The 17,822-nt window shown below is 70.3% G+C and carries 19 protein-coding genes; 9 read left to right on the top strand and 10 right to left on the bottom strand.

What is annotated here, in order from left to right; translation table 11 throughout:
* Positions 1-109: 109 nt before the first annotated feature.
* The gene (gene pknB / locus ABZV93_RS23840; protein WP_354939798.1) at positions 110-2,008 is read right to left on the bottom strand and encodes a Stk1 family PASTA domain-containing Ser/Thr kinase; all 1,899 of its coding nucleotides are present in this window, start codon (positions 2,006-2,008) and stop codon (positions 110-112) included.
* 287 nt (positions 2,009-2,295) lie between these two features.
* On the opposite strand from pknB, the gene ABZV93_RS23845 reads away from it, so the two are divergent.
* Both ABZV93_RS23845 and ABZV93_RS23850 read left to right on the top strand, forming a co-directional pair.
* The gene (locus tag ABZV93_RS23845; protein WP_354939800.1) at positions 2,296-2,667 is read left to right on the top strand and encodes a DUF6458 family protein; all 372 of its coding nucleotides are present in this window, start codon (positions 2,296-2,298) and stop codon (positions 2,665-2,667) included.
* Positions 2,668-2,788: 121 nt separating this feature from the next.
* Positions 2,789-3,958: a lipase gene (locus tag ABZV93_RS23850; RefSeq protein ID WP_354939802.1), complete on the top strand. Its 1,170-nt coding sequence runs from the start codon at positions 2,789-2,791 to the stop codon at positions 3,956-3,958.
* Between the two features lie 12 nt (positions 3,959-3,970).
* On the opposite strand, the gene ABZV93_RS23855 is transcribed toward ABZV93_RS23850, so the two are convergent.
* The 3 genes from ABZV93_RS23855 to ABZV93_RS23865 all read right to left on the bottom strand — a co-directional run bounded on the left by ABZV93_RS23855 (position 3,971) and on the right by ABZV93_RS23865 (position 5,642).
* Entirely contained in the window at positions 3,971-4,216 is a 246-nt protein-coding gene (locus tag ABZV93_RS23855) for a glycoside hydrolase family 3 C-terminal domain-containing protein (RefSeq protein ID WP_354939804.1), read from the bottom strand.
* Positions 4,213-4,812, bottom strand: a complete 600-nt coding sequence (locus ABZV93_RS23860; protein ID WP_354939806.1) for a glycoside hydrolase family 3 N-terminal domain-containing protein — start codon at positions 4,810-4,812, stop codon at positions 4,213-4,215. Before ABZV93_RS23860 ends, ABZV93_RS23855 begins: the two co-directional genes overlap by 4 nt.
* Before the next feature lie 176 nt (positions 4,813-4,988).
* A complete protein-coding gene (locus ABZV93_RS23865) occupies positions 4,989-5,642 on the bottom strand; it encodes a methyltransferase domain-containing protein (RefSeq protein ID WP_354939808.1) in 654 nt (217 codons plus the stop codon).
* 235 nt (positions 5,643-5,877) lie between these two features.
* Between ABZV93_RS23865 and ABZV93_RS23870 the strand changes: the two genes are divergently transcribed.
* Positions 5,878-7,101 carry a beta-ketoacyl-ACP synthase II gene (locus ABZV93_RS23870; protein ID WP_354939810.1) on the top strand — a complete coding sequence of 408 codons (1,224 nt, stop codon included), beginning with the start codon at positions 5,878-5,880 and terminating at the stop codon, positions 7,099-7,101.
* Between the two features lie 64 nt (positions 7,102-7,165).
* Here the strand turns inward: ABZV93_RS23870 and ABZV93_RS23875 are convergent, their stop codons facing one another.
* The 5 genes from ABZV93_RS23875 to ABZV93_RS23895 form a co-directional block, all read right to left on the bottom strand.
* Positions 7,166-7,552: a VOC family protein gene (locus ABZV93_RS23875; protein ID WP_354939812.1), complete on the bottom strand. Its 387-nt coding sequence runs from the start codon at positions 7,550-7,552 to the stop codon at positions 7,166-7,168.
* 245 nt (positions 7,553-7,797) lie between these two features.
* Positions 7,798-8,016: a hypothetical protein gene (locus tag ABZV93_RS23880; protein WP_354939814.1), complete on the bottom strand. Its 219-nt coding sequence runs from the start codon at positions 8,014-8,016 to the stop codon at positions 7,798-7,800.
* A 348-nt stretch (positions 8,017-8,364) separates the two neighbouring features.
* Entirely contained in the window at positions 8,365-9,096 is a 732-nt protein-coding gene (locus ABZV93_RS23885; protein ID WP_354939816.1) for an alpha/beta hydrolase family protein, read from the bottom strand.
* A 52-nt stretch (positions 9,097-9,148) separates the two neighbouring features.
* Positions 9,149-9,541 carry a VOC family protein gene (locus ABZV93_RS23890; RefSeq protein WP_354939818.1) on the bottom strand — a complete coding sequence of 131 codons (393 nt, stop codon included), beginning with the start codon at positions 9,539-9,541 and terminating at the stop codon, positions 9,149-9,151.
* Positions 9,542-9,632: 91 nt separating this feature from the next.
* Positions 9,633-10,262 (bottom strand): TetR family transcriptional regulator, encoded by a 630-nt coding sequence (locus ABZV93_RS23895; protein ID WP_354939820.1) that lies wholly within the window; start codon positions 10,260-10,262, stop codon positions 9,633-9,635.
* Between the two features lie 61 nt (positions 10,263-10,323).
* Here ABZV93_RS23895 and ABZV93_RS23900 point away from each other — a divergent pair, with 61 nt between their 5' ends.
* The 6 genes from ABZV93_RS23900 to ABZV93_RS23925 all read left to right on the top strand — a co-directional run bounded on the left by ABZV93_RS23900 (position 10,324) and on the right by ABZV93_RS23925 (position 16,046).
* A complete protein-coding gene (locus tag ABZV93_RS23900) occupies positions 10,324-11,277 on the top strand; it encodes an SDR family oxidoreductase (RefSeq protein ID WP_354939822.1) in 954 nt (317 codons plus the stop codon).
* A 55-nt stretch (positions 11,278-11,332) separates the two neighbouring features.
* Positions 11,333-11,542, top strand: a complete 210-nt coding sequence (locus tag ABZV93_RS23905; RefSeq protein WP_354939824.1) for a hypothetical protein — start codon at positions 11,333-11,335, stop codon at positions 11,540-11,542.
* A gap of 227 nt (positions 11,543-11,769) precedes the next feature.
* Positions 11,770-13,758, top strand: coding sequence for a serine hydrolase (locus tag ABZV93_RS23910; RefSeq protein WP_354939826.1), 1,989 nt, complete (start codon positions 11,770-11,772; stop codon positions 13,756-13,758).
* 128 nt (positions 13,759-13,886) lie between these two features.
* Positions 13,887-14,276, top strand: a complete 390-nt coding sequence (locus ABZV93_RS23915; RefSeq protein ID WP_354939828.1) for a hypothetical protein — start codon at positions 13,887-13,889, stop codon at positions 14,274-14,276.
* A gap of 99 nt (positions 14,277-14,375) precedes the next feature.
* Positions 14,376-15,176, top strand: a complete 801-nt coding sequence (locus tag ABZV93_RS23920) for a sugar phosphate isomerase/epimerase (RefSeq protein WP_354939830.1) — start codon at positions 14,376-14,378, stop codon at positions 15,174-15,176.
* Positions 15,177-15,266: 90 nt separating this feature from the next.
* The gene (locus ABZV93_RS23925) at positions 15,267-16,046 is read left to right on the top strand and encodes a phytanoyl-CoA dioxygenase family protein (RefSeq protein WP_354939832.1); all 780 of its coding nucleotides are present in this window, start codon (positions 15,267-15,269) and stop codon (positions 16,044-16,046) included.
* A 32-nt stretch (positions 16,047-16,078) separates the two neighbouring features.
* Here the strand turns inward: ABZV93_RS23925 and ABZV93_RS23930 are convergent, their stop codons facing one another.
* Entirely contained in the window at positions 16,079-17,776 is a 1,698-nt protein-coding gene (locus ABZV93_RS23930; RefSeq protein ID WP_354939834.1) for a DUF222 domain-containing protein, read from the bottom strand.
* Positions 17,777-17,822 lie beyond the last annotated feature (46 nt).

Consider the following 17,822-nt stretch of genomic DNA (forward strand, 5'->3'; position numbering starts at 1 on the left):
GGAGTAAGCGCCGGATGACCGGCTTGGACGCCTGGTCAGCTCGTTCAGGCGGTCCGCTCAGGCCATCCGCTCAGGCCATCCGCTCAGGCCATCCGCTCAGGCCATCGCCTCAGGGAAGGCCGGGCAGGTCGGGAAGTCCCCGGCCGTTGTTGTCGTCGGTCGGCGTCGGGCTCGGGGACGGGGAGTCGGTGGGCGTCGGCGTGTCCGTCGGGGTGGGTTCCGACGTGGCCTTGGGCTCCTTCGCCACCACGATCGTCACCCGGGTCCCGGCTTCCCGGCGCGCACCGGCCTCGGGAATCTGCGACAGCACGGTGCCGGGGTCGGCGTCGGCGTTCTCCTCCCGGATCGTCCGCACCTTGAAGCCGGCGTCCTCGAGGATCGCCTTCGCCTCGCCCTCGTCCTTCTTGGTGACGTCGGGTACCTCGGTCAGCCCGGTGGAGTGGTAGATCGTCACCAGGGAGTTCTTGAGCACCAGCGAACCCTCCGGCGGGTCCACCTTGGTCACCTCGCCTCCAGGCTTGCTGGACTGCTTGTCCTCCTTGTCCCGGACGCGGAACCCGGCCTCCTCCAGCTTCGTCCGCGCCTCGGACATCTGGTCACCCACCACCTCCGGGATCCGGACCTCCGGCTTCCCGCTGGACACCGTGACGTCGACCGCGCCGCCGACGCGCACCGAGCCTCCGGGCGCGGGATCCTGGGCGATGATCTCGCCCTTCGGGGCGTCGTCACTCGGCTTGTCCGTGGTGTCGCCCAGCTTGAGGTTCTTCGCCGCCAGGATCGCCTTTGCCTGGGACTCGGTCTTGCCGAGCAGGCTGGGTGAGCTGGTGGTCTGCGCCGACTGGCCGTCGATGAGCTGGTACGCCGCGAAGGCGAGCACCCCGAGCAGGACCAGCCCCACCACGGCGAGCACCCACGGCAGCGCCCGGCGCTTCCCGTCGTCCCGGTCGTCGCGGCCGTCGCGGTCGTGCGGCGAAGGGCGCCGCTCCTCGGCGGTCTCTCCCCACCCGGGCTCGAGGTCGGCCGAGGGCGCGAACCGCGCGGTTGCGTCGGCCGGCACCGGGGCGGCCGCGGCGGCCGCCACGGTCGGCGCCTCCGCGGCGAGGACGTCCCGGCCGTCCAGCGCCCGCTGGATGTCGGCGCGCATCTGCCCCGCGCTCTGGTAGCGGTCGGCGGGGTTCTTGCGCAGGGCGTGCATCGCGATCCGGTCGGCCTCCGTCGGCACCCGGGGGGAGACCGCGGACGGCGGCCGCGGCTCCTCGCGTACGTGCTGATAGGCGACCGAGACCGGCGAGTCGCCGACGAACGGCGGCCGGCCGGTGAGGAGTTCGTACAGCAGGCAGCCGGTGGAGTAGACGTCACTGCGGGCGTCGACCTGCTCACTGCGTGCCTGCTCCGGGGAGAGGTACTGCGCGGTGCCGATCACGGCGGCGGTCTGGGTGAGCCCGGCCGAGACGTCGCTGAGCGCCCGGGCGATGCCGAAGTCCATGACCTTGACGTCGCCGGCGGGGGTGACCATCACGTTGGCCGGCTTGACGTCGCGGTGGACAATCCCGGCGCGGTGGCTGTACTCGAGGGCGTCGAGCACCTCCGCCACCACCTCGAGGGCACGCTCGGGCAGGATGGGCCGGCCCTCGTGGAGGATGTCGCGCAGCGTCCGGCCCTCGACGTACTCCATCACGATGTACGGCACCGAGACGCCGTTCAGCTCGCCCTCGCCGTTGTCGTAGACCGCGACGATCGAGTGGTGGTTGAGCGACGCGGCCGACTGCGCCTCCCGGCGGAACCTCGCCTGGAACGTCGAGTCGGTGGCGTGCTCGGGGCGCATGGTCTTCACCGCGACCCGGCGGCCCAGCCGCAGGTCGATACCCGCCCACACCACGGCCATGCCTCCGCGCCCGAGCTCCTCGTGCAGCTCGTACCGGCCACCGAGCACGCGCCGCGGCACCGTGCGCTCCGCGTCGCCGGTGGGGCCGTCGGGGCCGGGCTGTGCCCGGTCGTTGGGGGTCATCCTCGCTGTCCGATCATCGACGTCACTGTGTGCTTCGGCGTGTCTCGTCACCGAGAGCAGTTGGTCATCCGCCCAGCGCGGCCCCCGTCGTACGAGCGGTGAAGCGGGGCCATGCCGCCGTACGCTCTGTGTGCCGCCGGAAAGTCTAGGTGAGCGAGCCGCCGAGCACGACCAACCCCCTTGCGGACCGCCCGTGACCGGGGTCGGCGTCCCGGGCTGGGCGCACGGCGGGGATCTCGGTAGAGTCCGCCGGACCTCGTGACCGAACCCTGTGGAGGACGGAAGCAATGGGCCTGGGATCCGGCATCTTTCTGATCGTGATCGGGGCAATCCTGTACGGCGCGGTCGACGTCGATCTTCCCTACGTCGACGACGACGCGCTCGGGCTGATCCTGTTGCTGGCCGGCCTGGCCGTCGTGATCGTGGCGGCGGTCCTGCGTGCGGACCGCCCCGAGGCAGGGGTGGGGACCGGCATCCTGCTGATCGCCGCCGGCGCCGTTCTGTACTTCGCGGTCGACGCGGACCTCCCGTACATCGCCGACGACGCGATGGGCGCGATCCTGATGGCCGCCGGTGCGATCGCGATCGGCGCGACCGCGGCCATGAGCCGCCGCCGGACGCCGAGCCGAAGGTCTGTGGACGGCTACTACCGGCCCTGATCCGACCACTCCGACAGCCCCACAGCCCCGCTGCGGGCGAGGCGACCCGCACCTTCGGGTGGGGGTCCGGCGCGACCTTCGGACGATGTGGCGGGCGTAGCACTCCGTCAGAGTGAGCTTCATGATCACCACGACTCTTCGGCGCGCCGCCGTCACCGCCTGCGTCGGCCTGGCGAGCCTGGGCCTCCTCGCCCCCGGCCCCGCCCGGGCAGGGACTCCGGCCCACCAGGCGGACCCACCGCACGCTCCGTCCCTCACCCTCCCCCGCCCGACCGGTCCGTACGGCGTGGGAACCGACACCCTGCACCTCGTCGACGCCGGCCGAACGGATCCGTGGGTGCCCGAGTCGGGTCCGCGGGAACTCATGGTCTCGATGTACTACCCAACGCGACGGGGCTCGGGGACTACTCCCGCGCGGTACGTCACACCCCGGGAGTCCGAGCTGATCCTGCGAAGCCAGGGCATCACCGACGTACCCGCGGACATCCTGAGCAGCGTCCACACGTACGCCCGTTCCGGCGCGGCGCCCCGGGCCGGCCGGCACACCTACCCGCTGGTCGTCCTCTCCCCCGGCTTCAGCTTTCCGCGGACCTCGCTGACGGCCCTGGCGGAGGATCTCGCGAGCAGCGGCTACGTCGTCGCCACGGTGGAGCACACGTACGAGTCGGTGGCCACGACCTTCCCGGACGGTCACGTCACCACCTGCGTGGCATGTGAGAGGGAGGACCTGGATCCGCGGCAGGTCGTCCTGGGACGGGCCGCCGACGTCTCGTTCGCCCTGGACGAACTCGTCGGCCCGCACCCGGCCTGGCCGCTCTCCGGGCTGATCGACCCCTCGCGGATCGGGATGGCCGGCCACTCCATCGGCGGCGCGTCCGGCGGGACCACCGCGGCCCGCGACCCACGCGTGCGGGCAGTGGTGAACCTGGACGGCACGCAGTTCGATCCGCTGCCCGAGAGCGGCTTGGACGTGCCGTTCTTGTTCGTGGGAACCGAGGACGGTCACTCGCCGGGAGGTGCGGACACCACCTGGGACCGGGACTGGCGGCGGCTGACCGGATGGAAGCGGTGGATCACCGTCGGCGGCGCAGTGCACTTCTCGTTCACCGACTACGCGACGCTGGCCGACCAGCTCGGCCTCGACCTCGGGCAGACGGTCGCCGGAGACCGCGCGGTACGGATCACGAACGAGTACGTCGGTGCGTTCTTCGACCAGCACCTGCGCGGGCGGCATCGACCGCTGCTCGACGGCCCGTCGCGGAGATACCCCGAGGTGCGCTTCCGGCCGTGACGTCCTTCAGCGTCAACGAAGCGTTGACATGATCACCGGGTCGTACGACAGGCCCCATCCGTACGAATACAACGTCACGTCGGGATCGGCCGCGGTCGGGATGGAGACCGGCAGCTTCCCGCGCGGGTTCACCTCACCGAACAGCACCCGCGCACAGGCCTTCGACGTCACCGCGTTCCCTGCGTAACCGGCGAGGTAGGTCGTCACCTCGGTGAAATGGGCGACGTCGTACGGCGCGGAGATGGCGATCGCGATCACCGGGGTGCCGGTGGCGACGAGTTCTGCAGGGCCGTCGCACCGCTGCCGGTGACCAGGACGGTGCTCACGTCGTCCGACAGCGGGAGCAGGTCGGCTTCGTTCTTGACAAGGGTGATCGCCTGGTCGGCGATCTCGTCGGCGCGTGCGAGGTGGGCGGGGGTTCCCACGACCTCGTTCACCTCGTTCTCGTCGACGAACGGGTCGCACACGATTCCGGAACCGAACTTCCAGCGCAGGATCCGGCACAGCGACTCGTCCAGCCGCTGTTCGCCGATCTCGCCGTCGCGCACCGCCCCCAGCACCGCGTTGTACGCGACGTCCATCAGCGGCGGCATCAGCAGCAGGTCGACACCGGCCTTGAGGGCGAGCACCGGAACCCGCGCGTCGCCGTACTTCTGGCGTACGCCCGCCATGGTGAGCGCGTCGGTGATGACCAGCCCGTCGAAGCCGAGCTGGTCACGCAGCAGCCCGGTGACGATCGGGTACGACAGCGTCGCGGGGTCACCGGACGGGTCGAGCGCGGGGAACAGTACCGAGAACGAACGCCAGCCGTCCGGCGGAACCCGAGGAGGGTGTGGTCTGCATGCGTTCCTCATTGAACGCGGCGCCCACCCCGGAAACCGACCCTGCGTTCGCAGCAGACATACCTGCGACACTTCCCGCGCCGCCGGCCCGATTGTCAATGCGTTGTTGACATTGCGAAACCGCTGGTGGCCTATGCCCCGACAATGCGCACGACCCGAATCTGGTGAGCCGCGTCTGCCGAACCGCGTCAGACCCGGGTCGCCAGCAGGTAGCACTGCTGGGTCGGCTCCCAGCCCTCCGGCTCCCGGATCACCCTGGCGCGCAACTGGAAGCCGTTGTCCTCGAGATCCCTGATCACCCGGTCCGGGCTCAGCCGGTAGATGTCGTACGTCACCTCGTGGCCGTAGGCCTGCTCCCGCCGGATCCCCTCGTCCTCACCCATCTGGAAGCCGAGCAGCAGCCGCCCGCCGGGCCGCAGCACCCGGGCGAACTCGGCGAACACCTCCCCCTGTGAGGCGGGCGGGGTATGGATGACGGAGTACCACCCGAGGGCCCCGGCCAGTTCGCCGTCGGGGAGGTCCAGCGCGGTGATCGTGCCCACAGCGAACCGCAGCCCGGGGTGGTCCCGGCGCGCCTGCGCCACCATCCCCGGCGACAGGTCGATGCCGAACGCGTCGAGGTCGAGCGTGGCCAGGTGCGCGGTGACCCGGCCGGGTCCGCAGCCGAGGTCGCCCACCGGTCCGCCGCCGTCGGCCCGGACGAGTTCGGCGAAGGCCGCGAGCATCGCCCGCTCCAGCGGCTTGCCGGCCAGCTCGTCCCGTAGCAGCTCGGCGTAGTCGACGGCCACGGTGTCGTAGGCGGTCCGGGTGACGTTCAGGTGGGGGGCTTCGACGTCGGTCACCCGCCCGACCGTACTGTCTACCCCGGACCGACCCACTGTCGCCGCCGCTCCGCCGGCACCGCGGCGCGGTCCCCGGAGCCCGCCCGCCGCGCACCGATCTCGCCCGGCCGAGCGCGGCCATTTGTGCGGATCGGACAAATCCGAGCGGCCGACTCCGTGGGCTGCCGCGCTGATGAGGCGTGAACGACTTGGCAAAGTGGCGGATAGTGGAGCTTCACGGAGAAGGGGTGCGCTGATGACTGCTGGCAACGAGGCCGTTCTGGTGACCGGACTCGGCGCGACGACACCGCTCGGCGGGGACGTCGACTCGACCTGGGCGGCCATGCTCGCGGGCGAGTCGGGGATCACTCCGCTCGAGGCGGAGTGGGCTGCCGACCTCCCGGTGCGGATGGCGGGCAGGTTGAAGGTCGACCCCAGCGAGGTCATGGGGCGGGTTGAGGCCCGGCGGCTGGACCGCTGCGAGCAGATCGCCCTGATCGCCGCCCGGCAGGCCTGGGAGCACGCCGGCCGGCCCGAGGTCGAGCCGGAGCGGCTGGCGGTGGCGATCGGTACCGGCATCGGCGGGGTGCTCACCACCCTCGGCCAGGACGACGTACTGGAGACCTCGGGCGTACGCCGGGTCTCCCCCCACACGGTGCCGATGCTGATGCCGAACGGCCCCGCCGCGTACGTCAGCATGGAGTTCGGCGCCCGCGGCGGCGCGCACACCCCGGTCAGCGCCTGCGCGTCCGGTGCGGAGGCGATCGCCCTCGGGCTCGACCTGATCCGGCTCGGTCGCGCCGACGTGGTGATCGCGGGTGGTACGGAAGCCTGCATCAGCGCGCTGCCGCTGGTCGGGTTCGCCAACGCGCGCGCCCACTCGATGCGCAACGACGCACCGCAGGAGGCGTCGCGCCCGTTCGACGTCGACCGGGACGGCTTCGTCTTCGCCGAGGGTGCCGCCGTGATCGTCCTCGAACGCGCCGACTTCGCCAGGGCTCGGTCCGCGCGCGTGCACGCCGCCCTCGCCGGGTCCGGCCTCACCTCCGACGCCGGCCACATCACCGCCGGCAGCCAGGAGGGCCAGGCCCGCGCGATCCGGATGGCGGTGAAGGCCGCCGGCGTGGCCCCGGAGGAGATCGGGCTCGTCCACGCGCACGCGACGTCCACGCCGATCGGTGACATCACCGAGGCCGGCTCGGTCACCGAGGCGATCGGTCCCCACCCGGCCGTGACCGCCACGAAGTCGATGACCGGCCACACGTTCGGGGCCGCGGGCGCGATCGGTGCGATGGCGTCGATCCTGGCCCTGCGCGACCAGGTCGTTCCCCCGACGATCAACCTCCACCAGCTCGACCCGGCGGTGAAGCTCGACGTGGTGTCCGGCGAGGCGCGGAAGATGCAGCTGAACGCCGCACTGGCCAACTCGTTCGGCTTCGGCGGCCACAACGCGGCCCTGGTGTTCACGACCGCGCAGTGATCCGGCCCGCGCTGACCTGGTCCGACCCGCGCACTGACCCCCGTTCGCCGACCGGCGACGGGGGTCAGTCCGTCGCGACCGGGTGGTCGCTCGCGCTCCTGCGGAGTACGCAGAACTCGTTGCCCTCGGGATCGGCGAGCACGGCCCAGCCGTGGTCCACGCCGCTGCGGCGGTCGGTGACCATGGTCGCCCCCACCTCGAGCAGGCGCTTGACCTCCGTGTCGGGGTCGCCCGCGGGGCGAAGGCACACGTGGACGCGGTTCTTCACCGTCTTCGGTTCGGGAACGCGGCAGAAGAAGAGGGTCGGCCCGAACGGCTGGGCGATGCTGGCCTCGGGGTCACCGGGAAAGTCGTCCGCGGCCACCGGATGGCCGGTGACCTTGCTCCAGAACTGCGCCAGTCCGAACGGGTCGGCACAGTCGAACACGATGTTGTGCACGAGGGCGGTCATCAGACCTTTATAACACCGCGTGTCAGCGCGGCTCCAGACCGTGCAGGGCATCGGCGAGCGCGTCGGAGACTTTGTCCACCACGGCCCCCTGGTCCGCCTGTGCCGCCGATCTCGTCGAAGCCCTCGGCACGGAGCATGTCCACCAGTTCCGGCCCGCGAGGACGGCACCACCGAGGACTCCCGGAGGCCTTGTCCCGCGGGCCCGCATCAGTGTCAATGCCTAGTTGCGGACACCGTCACCCGTGTCAGAGCATCCGGCGCATGCAGGTTCGCGGCCATCGGTCCAGACCATGGGCCGCCTCACGTTCGCGGATCCTCCGCAGACCAGGGGTGAGGTCGCCGTCGTCCATGAACACGAAGCCGCAGCGTAGGTAGTAAGGCGCGTTCCACGGTACGTCGGTGAACGTGGTGAGGGTGAGCGCGAGTACCCCCTCGCCGGTCGCGTAGGCGGCGAGATGGTCCACCAGTGAACCGGCCGACACCTCGACGCGCGCTCTCCGGATGCACCGAGACCTGCTCGACGTGCAGGTTGCCGTCAACGCGGTCGGCGATCAGGTAGGCGACCGGAGAGTCGGTGTCGGTGTCGGTGCTGTCGGTCGCGACCCAGGCCAGGCCGGCGTCGTGGTAGCGGGCGAGCTCGCCGAGCGAGAGCGGCTCGTCGTCGGCGACCTCCGGCATGCCGATGTCCCGGAAGCTCTGGCCGGCCGCTCTCTCGATCGCCTGGAGGAGGGGCAACTCCTCCAGGCGGACAGCTCGGATGCGCACGGGGTGCATTGTCCTCAGTGCACGGCTCGGTGCCACCGAATGAAACTTCAGAACGGCGTTCCGCATACCGTGCGGGCGATTTCCACGAGGAGTTCGGCAACCCGATCCGGGGCGGCCTCCATCGCCGTGTGCACGGTGGGCAGGTCGTACACGCGCCAGTTGCCGCCGAGCCCGGCGGCGATCGGGTCGAAGATCTCTCCGGTCTCCTGGTTGGCCGTGCACTGGATGAAGCTGCACGGCAAGCCCGCACCGACCGGCCGGGTGAGGCGTACCGGCTCCTCGAAGCAACGCAGCGGATGGTCGGTCCACCGCGGGTTCATCCACCGGAGGTTCTCCTCCGTGGACGCCGTACGCCACTCCTCCTCCAGCGGGATGCGCCAGCCGTCACCCTCGCGCCGGGCAAGCTCGCGGTTGTGCCGGCCGCCACCCGGCGGCACCAGGTCGTGCAGCGACTGCCCGTCGTGCGGGACGAAGGCGTCAAGATAGACGAGTTGGGCAAGGCGTTCGGGCACCCGGTCGCACACACCGGTGACGACCATGCCGCCGTAGCTGTGCCCGACGAGCACGACGTCGGTGAGGTCGTCGTACTCCAGCACCCGGACGATGTCCTCGACATGCGTGCCGAGCCCGACCTCCGGCGACGCCAGGTGTGCCCGCTCACCGAGCCCGGTGAGCGTGGGCGTACGCACGTCGTGTCCCTGCGACCGCAGCGCCGACGCGACGTGCTTCCAGATCCAGCCGCCACACCACGCGCCGTGGACGAGTACGAACGACGTCACAGCTCCCCTCCCCTTGGGTATGCCGCCGACCCCATCGGATCGCTGTCAAGCGCTAGTTGCGCTTGCAGACCATCAGGAGGTTGCCGTCGGGGTCACGGAACTGCAGGAACGACACACTGCCGATGTCCTCGATGTCGCTTTCGACCTTGACGTCGTTGGCCTGCAGGTGCGCGAGGCACGCCTCCAGGTCGGTCGACCACCAGAAGAATCGCGGCGGGCCGGCGATGTCGAAGTCCGGCTTGTTGGCGTCCAGTGCGAGCCCCACCTCGCCGGTGGTCGGCAGGTCGTAGATGGTGTCCTCGTGCGAGGCCTCCCCTACGGGCAGGCCCAGCAGCGCGGAGTACCACTCGATCGACCGCCGCATGTCCCGCACCGGGATGAACACCATGCCTACGCGGTTCTCGATCGGGGAACCTGCAGGCCGGTCGGTCGCGGGCGTGCTCATGCGTCCTCCTTGACACCGCATCCGGTGCCGTCGTCACGAAGAAGTGGGTGCGATCGGGAGGAGCGTAACCGGTGATCGGCGACCACGCGTGTCACGGCTCCGGCGAGATTCTGGCGAGGAGATTCTCCAGAGACCGGCGTACGGCGGTCACCACGTCCGGCCGGCGCCGGAATCCCCACACTGTAAGGGATCCCTGCCACTGGGAGACCACGAGTTCACCGAGGCCGCGTACGCCACCAGGGATGCCCCCGCCCACGTCCGCCAGCCGTTCCTCGACGGCTGCGGCGAGGGTGTCAAGCCAGGCTTGCCCACGGGCGCGCAGCACCGGATCGCGCAGATCCTCACGGAGCAGCATCAACTGGTCGGCGTACTCGTCCGCGTCCCTATCGCCGTCAGCGCCGTCAGCGCCGTCGGAGCCCGCGGTGTCCACGGCGTCGTACTGCCCACTCAGTCGTACGAGCAGGTCGACGACTCCGGCCGCTCCCGACGGCGCCTCGGCACAGGCCCGTGCGGTCTGCTCGTCGAGCCGGTCCCAGGCGAGCAGCAAGGCCGCCCGCAGGAGATCGGCCCTCGACCCGAACCGCTGCACCAGGGTCGACGCCGCGAGGTCGACGCGGGCTGCCAGTGAGCCGAAGGACAGCGCGTCCGGTCCGGAGGCGCGCACGATCGACAGCGCGGCGGCCAGGAGCGCTTCGTCGGGGACTGTTCGCTTGCGGGGCACGGCACCCATCCTATATAAACGAACGGTCGGTCACATACGTGGGGCAGGGAGGAACGATCTCATGAACGCACCGAACGGCAGCCGCGCACTGGACGGCAGGGTCGCGCTGGTCGCCGGCGGCACCCGCGGCGCCGGCCGCGGCATCGCGGTGGAGCTCGGCGCGGCCGGCGCGCACGTCTACGTCACCGGACGCAGCACCCGCGAACGCAGGTCGGAGTACAACCGGCCGGAGACGATCGAGGAGACCGCCGAGCTCGTCACCGCCGCCGGCGGGACCGCCACCGCCGTGGCCGTGGACCACCAGCAGCCGGACCAGGTGGCCGACCTCGTACGCCGGATCGAGCAGGAGTCGGGCCGGCTGGACATCCTGGTCAACGACATCTGGGGCGGGGAGCAGTTGTTCGACTGGGACGCGAAGCTGTGGGACCACGACCTGGACAACGGCCTGCGGCTGCTTCGCCTGGCCGTGGAGACACACCTGATCACCAGCCACCACGCCCTTCCGCTGCTCACCCGTAAGCCGGGCGGGCTCGTGGTGGAGATGACCGACGGGACGTACGACTACAACTCCCGGACCTACCGCGTGTCGGCCTTCTACGACCTGGCGAAGTGGTCGGTGCTGCGCCTGGCCTGGAGCCAGGGCAAGGAACTCGCCGAGCGCGGCTGCACGGCGGTGGCGCTCACGCCGGGCTGGCTGCGCTCGGAGATGATGCTCGAGCACTACGGCGTCACCGAGGACACCTGGCGAGAGGTCCTCGACCGGCCGGTCCAGCCGCCGCTCCCCGACCCGGGACACTTCGGCATCTCCGAGACCCCGCGCTTCGTAGGCAGGGCGGTCGCCGCGCTGGCAGCCGACCCGGACGTCGCCCGGTGGAACCAGGCGTCGCTGTCGTCCGGGCAGCTGGCGAAGGAGTACGGCTTCACCGACCTGGACGGCAGCAGCCCGGACGCGTGGCGCTACATCGTCGAGGTCCAGGACCCGGGGAAGCCGCCGGCAGCGCACCTGTACCGCTGACCTGTCCCACCACACCGCACCGTTTGCCAGGTGATCATCCGGGTAGGGCCGGGCCATGCAGATTCAGAAGAGTCAGGTCGTGGACTTCCTCAAGCAGCACGGGCAGAGCGACAAGGCAGAGGCCGTCGCACAGCACCTTCCGGACACCATCGACACCGACAAGCATGCGGACCAGCTGAAGCAGCACGGGGTCGACCCGAGCCAGCTCACCCAGGGCGGTCTCGGCGACGCGGCGAAGGACGTCGGCGGCAAGCTCGGTCTGTGACCGCGCCGCTTTCGTCCGACCTGCTTTCCCGGCCCGCGTCCGACCTGCTTCGCCGGACGTGGGCCGGGGCAGGATCCCGGACGTGCAGACCGCTGAGATCTACATCCAGGCGTTCGTAGCCGTTCTGGTTCTGGTGGACTACACCGGCGTCTGGGTGGCATCCGGTCGTTCTACACCACCGGCTGACCCGACCCGGCGACACACATGCCCCGGCTAGGGTGATCACCATGGCAGACGTCGAGGTTGCTCTGGTGATACTGACCGACCGGCGCGGGCGGATCGTCATGCAGCACCGGACCGACGACGCGCCCACCGATCCCGGCCTGTGGACCGTTCCCGGCGGGATGATCGAGCCCGGTGAGGACCCCGAGGTCGCCGTCCACCGGGAGTTGCTGGAGGAGACCGGACTCCGGTGCCCCACACTGTCGCTGGAACGCGTGATCGAGCGACGGTTCCACGGCCGGCCGGTGCGCTACCACGTGTTCACGGGAACCACCGACGCCACGGACGATGACATCGTGCTCGGCGAGGGCCAGGCGATGGTCTTCGTGGCCCGGGACGAGGTCGGCCGCAAGGATCTGTCGCCGATCGCCCGGGAGGTGCTGACCGACCGCCTGCACGCGCCGGACGGCGCCGGCTCCGCTGTCGCCGCGGTGGCGCGGCAGCTGACCGAGGAGATTCCCCGGCTGCTCGCCGAGCAGGACCTCCCCGGCATGGCGGTCGGCATCTGTGACCGGTCGGGCATCCGATGGTCGGCCGGCTTCGGCGTTCGGGCTCGCGGCGGGAGGGAGCCTGTGTCCAGCCAGACGGTGTTCAGCATCCAGTCGGGTTCGAAGATGTACACCGCGACCGCCGTGATGCTCGCCGTCCAACGCGGGCTGGTCGACCTCGACACACCGATCACGGCGTACCTCCCGGACTTCACCGTGCACAGCCGCTGGGAGTCCGAACCCCAGCAGCGGATGACGTTGCGGCACCTGCTCTCCCACACCGCGGGCTTCACCCACGAGGCACCGCTGGGCAGCAACTTCGACGACCGCGACACCTCGTTCGAGGAGCACTGCCGGAGCATCAGCGCCACCTGGCTGCGGTTTCCCGTCGGCCACCACTACGAGTACTCCAACCTCGGGATCGACCTGGCGGCGCTGATCGTGCAGCAGGTCACCGGGGTGGCGTTCCACGAGTTCGTACGTACGGAAATCCTGCGTCCGCTGGGACTGCTCCGCACCAGCCTCGACCACGGGGTGATCGCCCGCGACCCCGACCGGGCGGTCGGGCACTCCACCGTCGGCAGCCGGATCCCGGTGCGGGTGCCGATGGTCGGTGCGGGTGGTGCGTACACCAACGTCGTCGACGCCCTGCGGTATCTGCACTTCCACCTCACCGGCGGTCGGGGCGTGCTGCGGCCGGAGCTGCTGGATCAGATGTACCAGATCCCGAATCCCCTTCCAGGGCAGCGTTTCGGCTACGGGCTGGGCGTCTCGGTCAGCCGCTGGAACGGCCGCCGGGTCCTCAACCACGGCGGCAGCGGCTTCGGTTTCCAGTCCGACATGGCCTGGGACCCCGACGCCGGGATCGGGGTGGTGATGCTCACCAACACCGACCAGCCGTTGAAGACCCGCCTGGCCATGGGGATGGTGGCCGACCTCACCGGCAGCGACCCGTACGTCCCGCCACCTCCGCCAGCAGCGACCGGCGTCGACCGCGAGGCCCTGGCGATGATGGCCGGTGAGTACGTCGGCCGCGGCTTCAGCGTCGTGCGGATCGGCGTCGACGGGGACCGGGTCTCTTTGGAGCGCGGCGGAGCCCGGCAGCCGCTGCGAGTGATCGGCGCAGACGAGCTCGTGGCCGAGGACGACGGCTACCAGCGGTTCCGCTTGCTCGGCCACGACGGCGGCCCCGGTCACGACTATCTCGTCAGTGCCGACGACGGCAGCACCTACTACCGCAACGACGCTCCGTCGCTGGGTGACGACGCCCTCGTGACTTCGTACGGCATCGACTACATGGGTACGCGAATCGGGAGGCTGCAACTGCGCCGTTCCGGCGTGGATGCCACCCTGATCGGCGACGGCGACGAGTTCGGCTTTCCGCCGCTGCGGCTCACCGAGCACGCGACCGGGCTGTACTTCTGCGCGATGGGCGAGGCGCTGGACCTGACCGGTGAGCGGCCCACGTACGCCAACATCGCCCTCCACCCCGAGGGCCCGAGCTGACGTGAGCTGACCGGCGACCGTCCTGGGCGGTATGTCCCTCCTGGCCGACCGGGACGCCGGCCACCGAGAACGAGGCGGCCGTTCGGCGTATGGTGGCCGCCGGGGGACAGCCAAGGAGGTGGTCTGCCGTGAGAGTGACGCGAGGTTTCGGCGCCGCGGGCGTGTTCCTGCTCGCCACCGTCCTCATGATCGTTTCGCTCGTGTGCTGCGTCACCGTGGTGCTGCTGCCGCTGGGGATTCCGCTGGCGTTGTTCGCGGTGCGGCTGTACGGCAAGGGTGCCAAGATGCTGCTTCCGCGCCCACAGGAGGTGCAGCGCGGACTGGGCAGGCTGTGGCGGCGCAAGGCCAAGAAGGTCCGCAAGGACACCCGCAGCGAGATCAAGGGCGCCCGAAAACGGTTCGGAAGGGCACGCGACAACGCCGGCGACGAGCTCAAGGGAGCGACCAAGAGCGCCAGGAAGGTACGCAAGAACGCCGGGCGCCGCGTTCGCAAACTACGCAAGTCCGTGAAGGCCTGAGCCTGTACCGGAATCGGCGGCGGCTCAGCCCCGGAATCGGACCGGCCGGTTGAGGACAGCTCCCACCTGATCGGGCGTCACCCCACCAGAGTGGGAGCTGTGAAAGCTGTTTCCAGTTGGTCCCTGCACCGCACCCTCGGCTCGTACATGTCCGGCGACCAGGCCGACGGCGGAGGTGACGACCTCGCGAAGCCCGACGCCGGAATGGCCCTGCTCGACCTGCCGGCGGAGCTGCGGCGACGTGGCTACGACACCGTTCAGCTGTGCCACTTCCACCTTCCCAGCCGCGAGTCCGGCTACCTGGGTGAACTCCGGTCGGCTCTGGAGTCGGCGAACGTCACGTTGGATGCCGTACTCGTCGACGACGGCGACCTCACCCACCCGGCCGACGCGGACGCCCACCAGGGCTGGATCGACGGCTGGCTCGACGTGGCCACCACGCTCGGCGCACGCCGGGCGCGGGTGATCGCCGGCAAGCAGTCGCCGAACCCGTCGCGGTTGGAGGACAGTGGCCGCCGCCTGGGAAAGCTGGCGGGCGACCACCCGGAGATCCGCGTCGTCACCGAGAACTGGTTCGCGCTCACCGCCGGAGCCGAGGAGGTCCACGCGATCCTGGACGCCGCCGACGGCCAGGTGGGTCTGCTCGTGGACCTCGGGAACTGGACCGGTGCGGACAAGTACGACCAGCTCGCAGCGGTCGCGCGGCGGAGCGAGACCTGCCACGCCAAGTGCCGCTTCGCCGCCGACGGTCCCGACCGTGACGACTTCGTCCACTCGCTGCAGGCGCTGCGCCAGGCCGACTACACCGGGCCGCTCGCCCTCGTCTACGACGGCGCCGACGACAACGAGTGGGACTGCCTGGAGGAAGAGCACGCCATCGCCACCAGCGTCTTCGGCTGAGCCACCGGGCCTGCGGCCTGCGTGCCGATCCCGACGTTCATCAGATTCCGTCCCTCGCCAGATCCCTTCTGGGCAAGGAGTTTCGAGCAAATGCTGAATCCCGAGGTGGCGCCGGGAGCGTTCACCGAGCTGGACCGGTTCGTGTTCGAGTCGTGGGGTTACCTGGTGATCCCCGACGTACTGACCGCGGACGAAGCCGAGGAGTGCTACGACGCGTCGGCACGGCTGCATGCCGCGCGGGACAAGGAGTTCGGTCAGGTCGGCCGAGGCTATGAGACCGAGCCAAGTCTGGAACACCTGATCGACCACCCGGCCGTACTCCCCAAGGTACGTGGGCTGTTCGGTGACCGGTTCGTCCTGCAGTCGAGCTGGAACACCATGCAACCCGCGCACGGCGGGATCGGCGGCTGGCACCAGGACGGCTCGGGTGCGTACGACTTCGGCAAGCTCGGGTACCCGGTCCCGCTGATCCAGCTGCGGGTGTCGTTCCTGCTGACCGACCAGACCCGGCCGGGCACGGGCAACATGGAACTGATCCCGGGCAGCCACCGCAGCACGGTGCCCTTGCCCGCCGAGATCCGGGCGGCTCGTGGGGACACGCCGATCGGGCACGTCATCTGTGCGCCGATCGGGTCGGTGCTGATCTTCCACAACGGCGTCTGGCACCGGACCTACCGCCACGACGGGGATCGTGACCGCTACACCGCGCACTACGTCTACAGCCCGCCGTGGGTACGCCCGGCCGACCGGCTCACGAACTCCGCCGAATTCCTGGAGCGCACGACGCCCATGCGCCGGGCGCTGATGGGTGAGTTCGAACGGCCCGACGCACCGTACGGCGCGGGGTACGACCCACTCCCCTTCGACTGACCGGCGTACGACCGGACCGGCGTACGGCTGATTCAGGGGCGGAGGATTCTCTGCTGTCGATCCACCCACTCTGGCGGTACGTATTCGGGGTGGCCGTGGGTGCCCATGCGGACTTGCCATCCTTTGTGGTGGACGGTGCCGTGGCGGTAGCGGCACAGGAGCACGCCGTTGTTCAGGTCTGTCGGGCCGCCGTGGTCCCAGGCGGTCATGTGATGGGTGATGCAGCGTGGTTCGGGGATGTTGCAGCCGGGGAAGTGGCAGTGGCTGCCGTCGCGGATCGCGAGGGCTCGCCGCTGGTGTTCCCTGAAGAACCGGTCGGAGCGGCCGAGGTCGAGCACCTGCCCGTCCCCGCCGAGGACGACGGGGATGAGGTCGGCCTCGCACGCCAACCGGCGCACCGTGGCGGCGGAGATGGGTTTGCCGTCGCTGCCGAGGTAGCGGGCCGATCCACCGCCTCCGCATCTCGGGCACCCGTCGTGCGGGTCGATGGCAGCTTCGGGCCCGAGGTCGTGCTCCGGAGTCAGGTCGGTCTTCGGAGCACAGCCGGCATCCGATCCGGCATCCGCTCGGGGTTCGGTGTTCGGTTGTGGGCGCTGCCCCGGTGTTCGAGGTGGCGGTACGCCGTCGACCGCGGATCCGGTGCCGGATGACTGTCGTTTCGGCTTACCTGCTTGGGCTGTCCGGCCCTCGTCTTGGCCTGCCGCCTCCCGCGGGGTCGGTTCGCCCGCGGCACCGGCCTGTGCCGCGCTCTTGGCGGTTCTTGTGGTGTCGGTCTTGGGGGTTCCGTATTTGGGGTCGGTGCTGGGGCAGGTGCAGGGTCTGGGGCGGATGGGGGTGGCGGTGTCGTCGATGGTCCCCGCACCTGTGCCGTTCAGGAGGGTGTCGAGGGGGATGGTGACCGTGACCTGTGGTGGTCTGCCGCCGCGGACGGGTGCGGTGGAGGCGGCGGCGAGCAGGCCGAGCGCTTCGGCGAACGCGTCCCCGCGGCGCTGTTCGATGGGCCGTGTGTCGGGTTCTGGTCCTTTGTTGGGTTCGGCGAGGGGTTCGATGATCTTGCGGAGCAGTTCCATCTCCCACACCGGCAGCGTGATCCGCACCGACTCCGACTGGGGGATCCCGTTGGGGATGTAGCGAAGGGAGCGTTTCTGTTCGGCCTTGCGGTCCTTACGCTCCAGTTCCTCTCCCAGCAGCCGTTCGGCCTCTTCGGGCGCGATCCGTTCCAGCAGGGACTCGCCCAGCCGGCGCAGCTCGTCGGGGTTGTGGGTCCGGGCCGCCTCGATCAGGAACTCCTCACCCCGGTCACGTTCATCGGCCCCGACGTATTCGGGAAGTTTCTTGATCGCTTCGGCGATCACACCGGCCTGCCGGGCCGACACCACCCCCGCCGCAAGAGCCTCACCGGTCAGCCGGGCCTCCTTGCCCAGGTCCCGGGCCAGCCCCACGGCGGCGGATGCTTCGCTTTGTGCGTACCGCTGCGCGGTGCGCAGGTAGACCGTGGCGTTCGGTGAACCGGTCAGCTTCCCGATGTCACACGCTTCGCCCTGGCGGACCAGGGCCAGCTCCAGTGCCTCGAAGCGGGCCTTCTTCGCCCGCGCCCTGGCGAGCACCAGCCCGCACTCCTCCGCGGTCAGCGAGCCCTTCGGCGTCACCCACGCCTCGTCCAGGAACGGGTCGACCGAGTCGAGCGCAGCAAGGATCCGGTCGGCGGCACCGCCACACGGTCCAGGCACCCCACTCACTCGAAGACATGATCGAATACTACCGGCCACCACCGAC

It is taken from the genome of Actinopolymorpha sp. NPDC004070 (assembly GCF_040610475.1).
Lineage (GTDB): Bacteria > Actinomycetota > Actinomycetes > Propionibacteriales > Actinopolymorphaceae > Actinopolymorpha.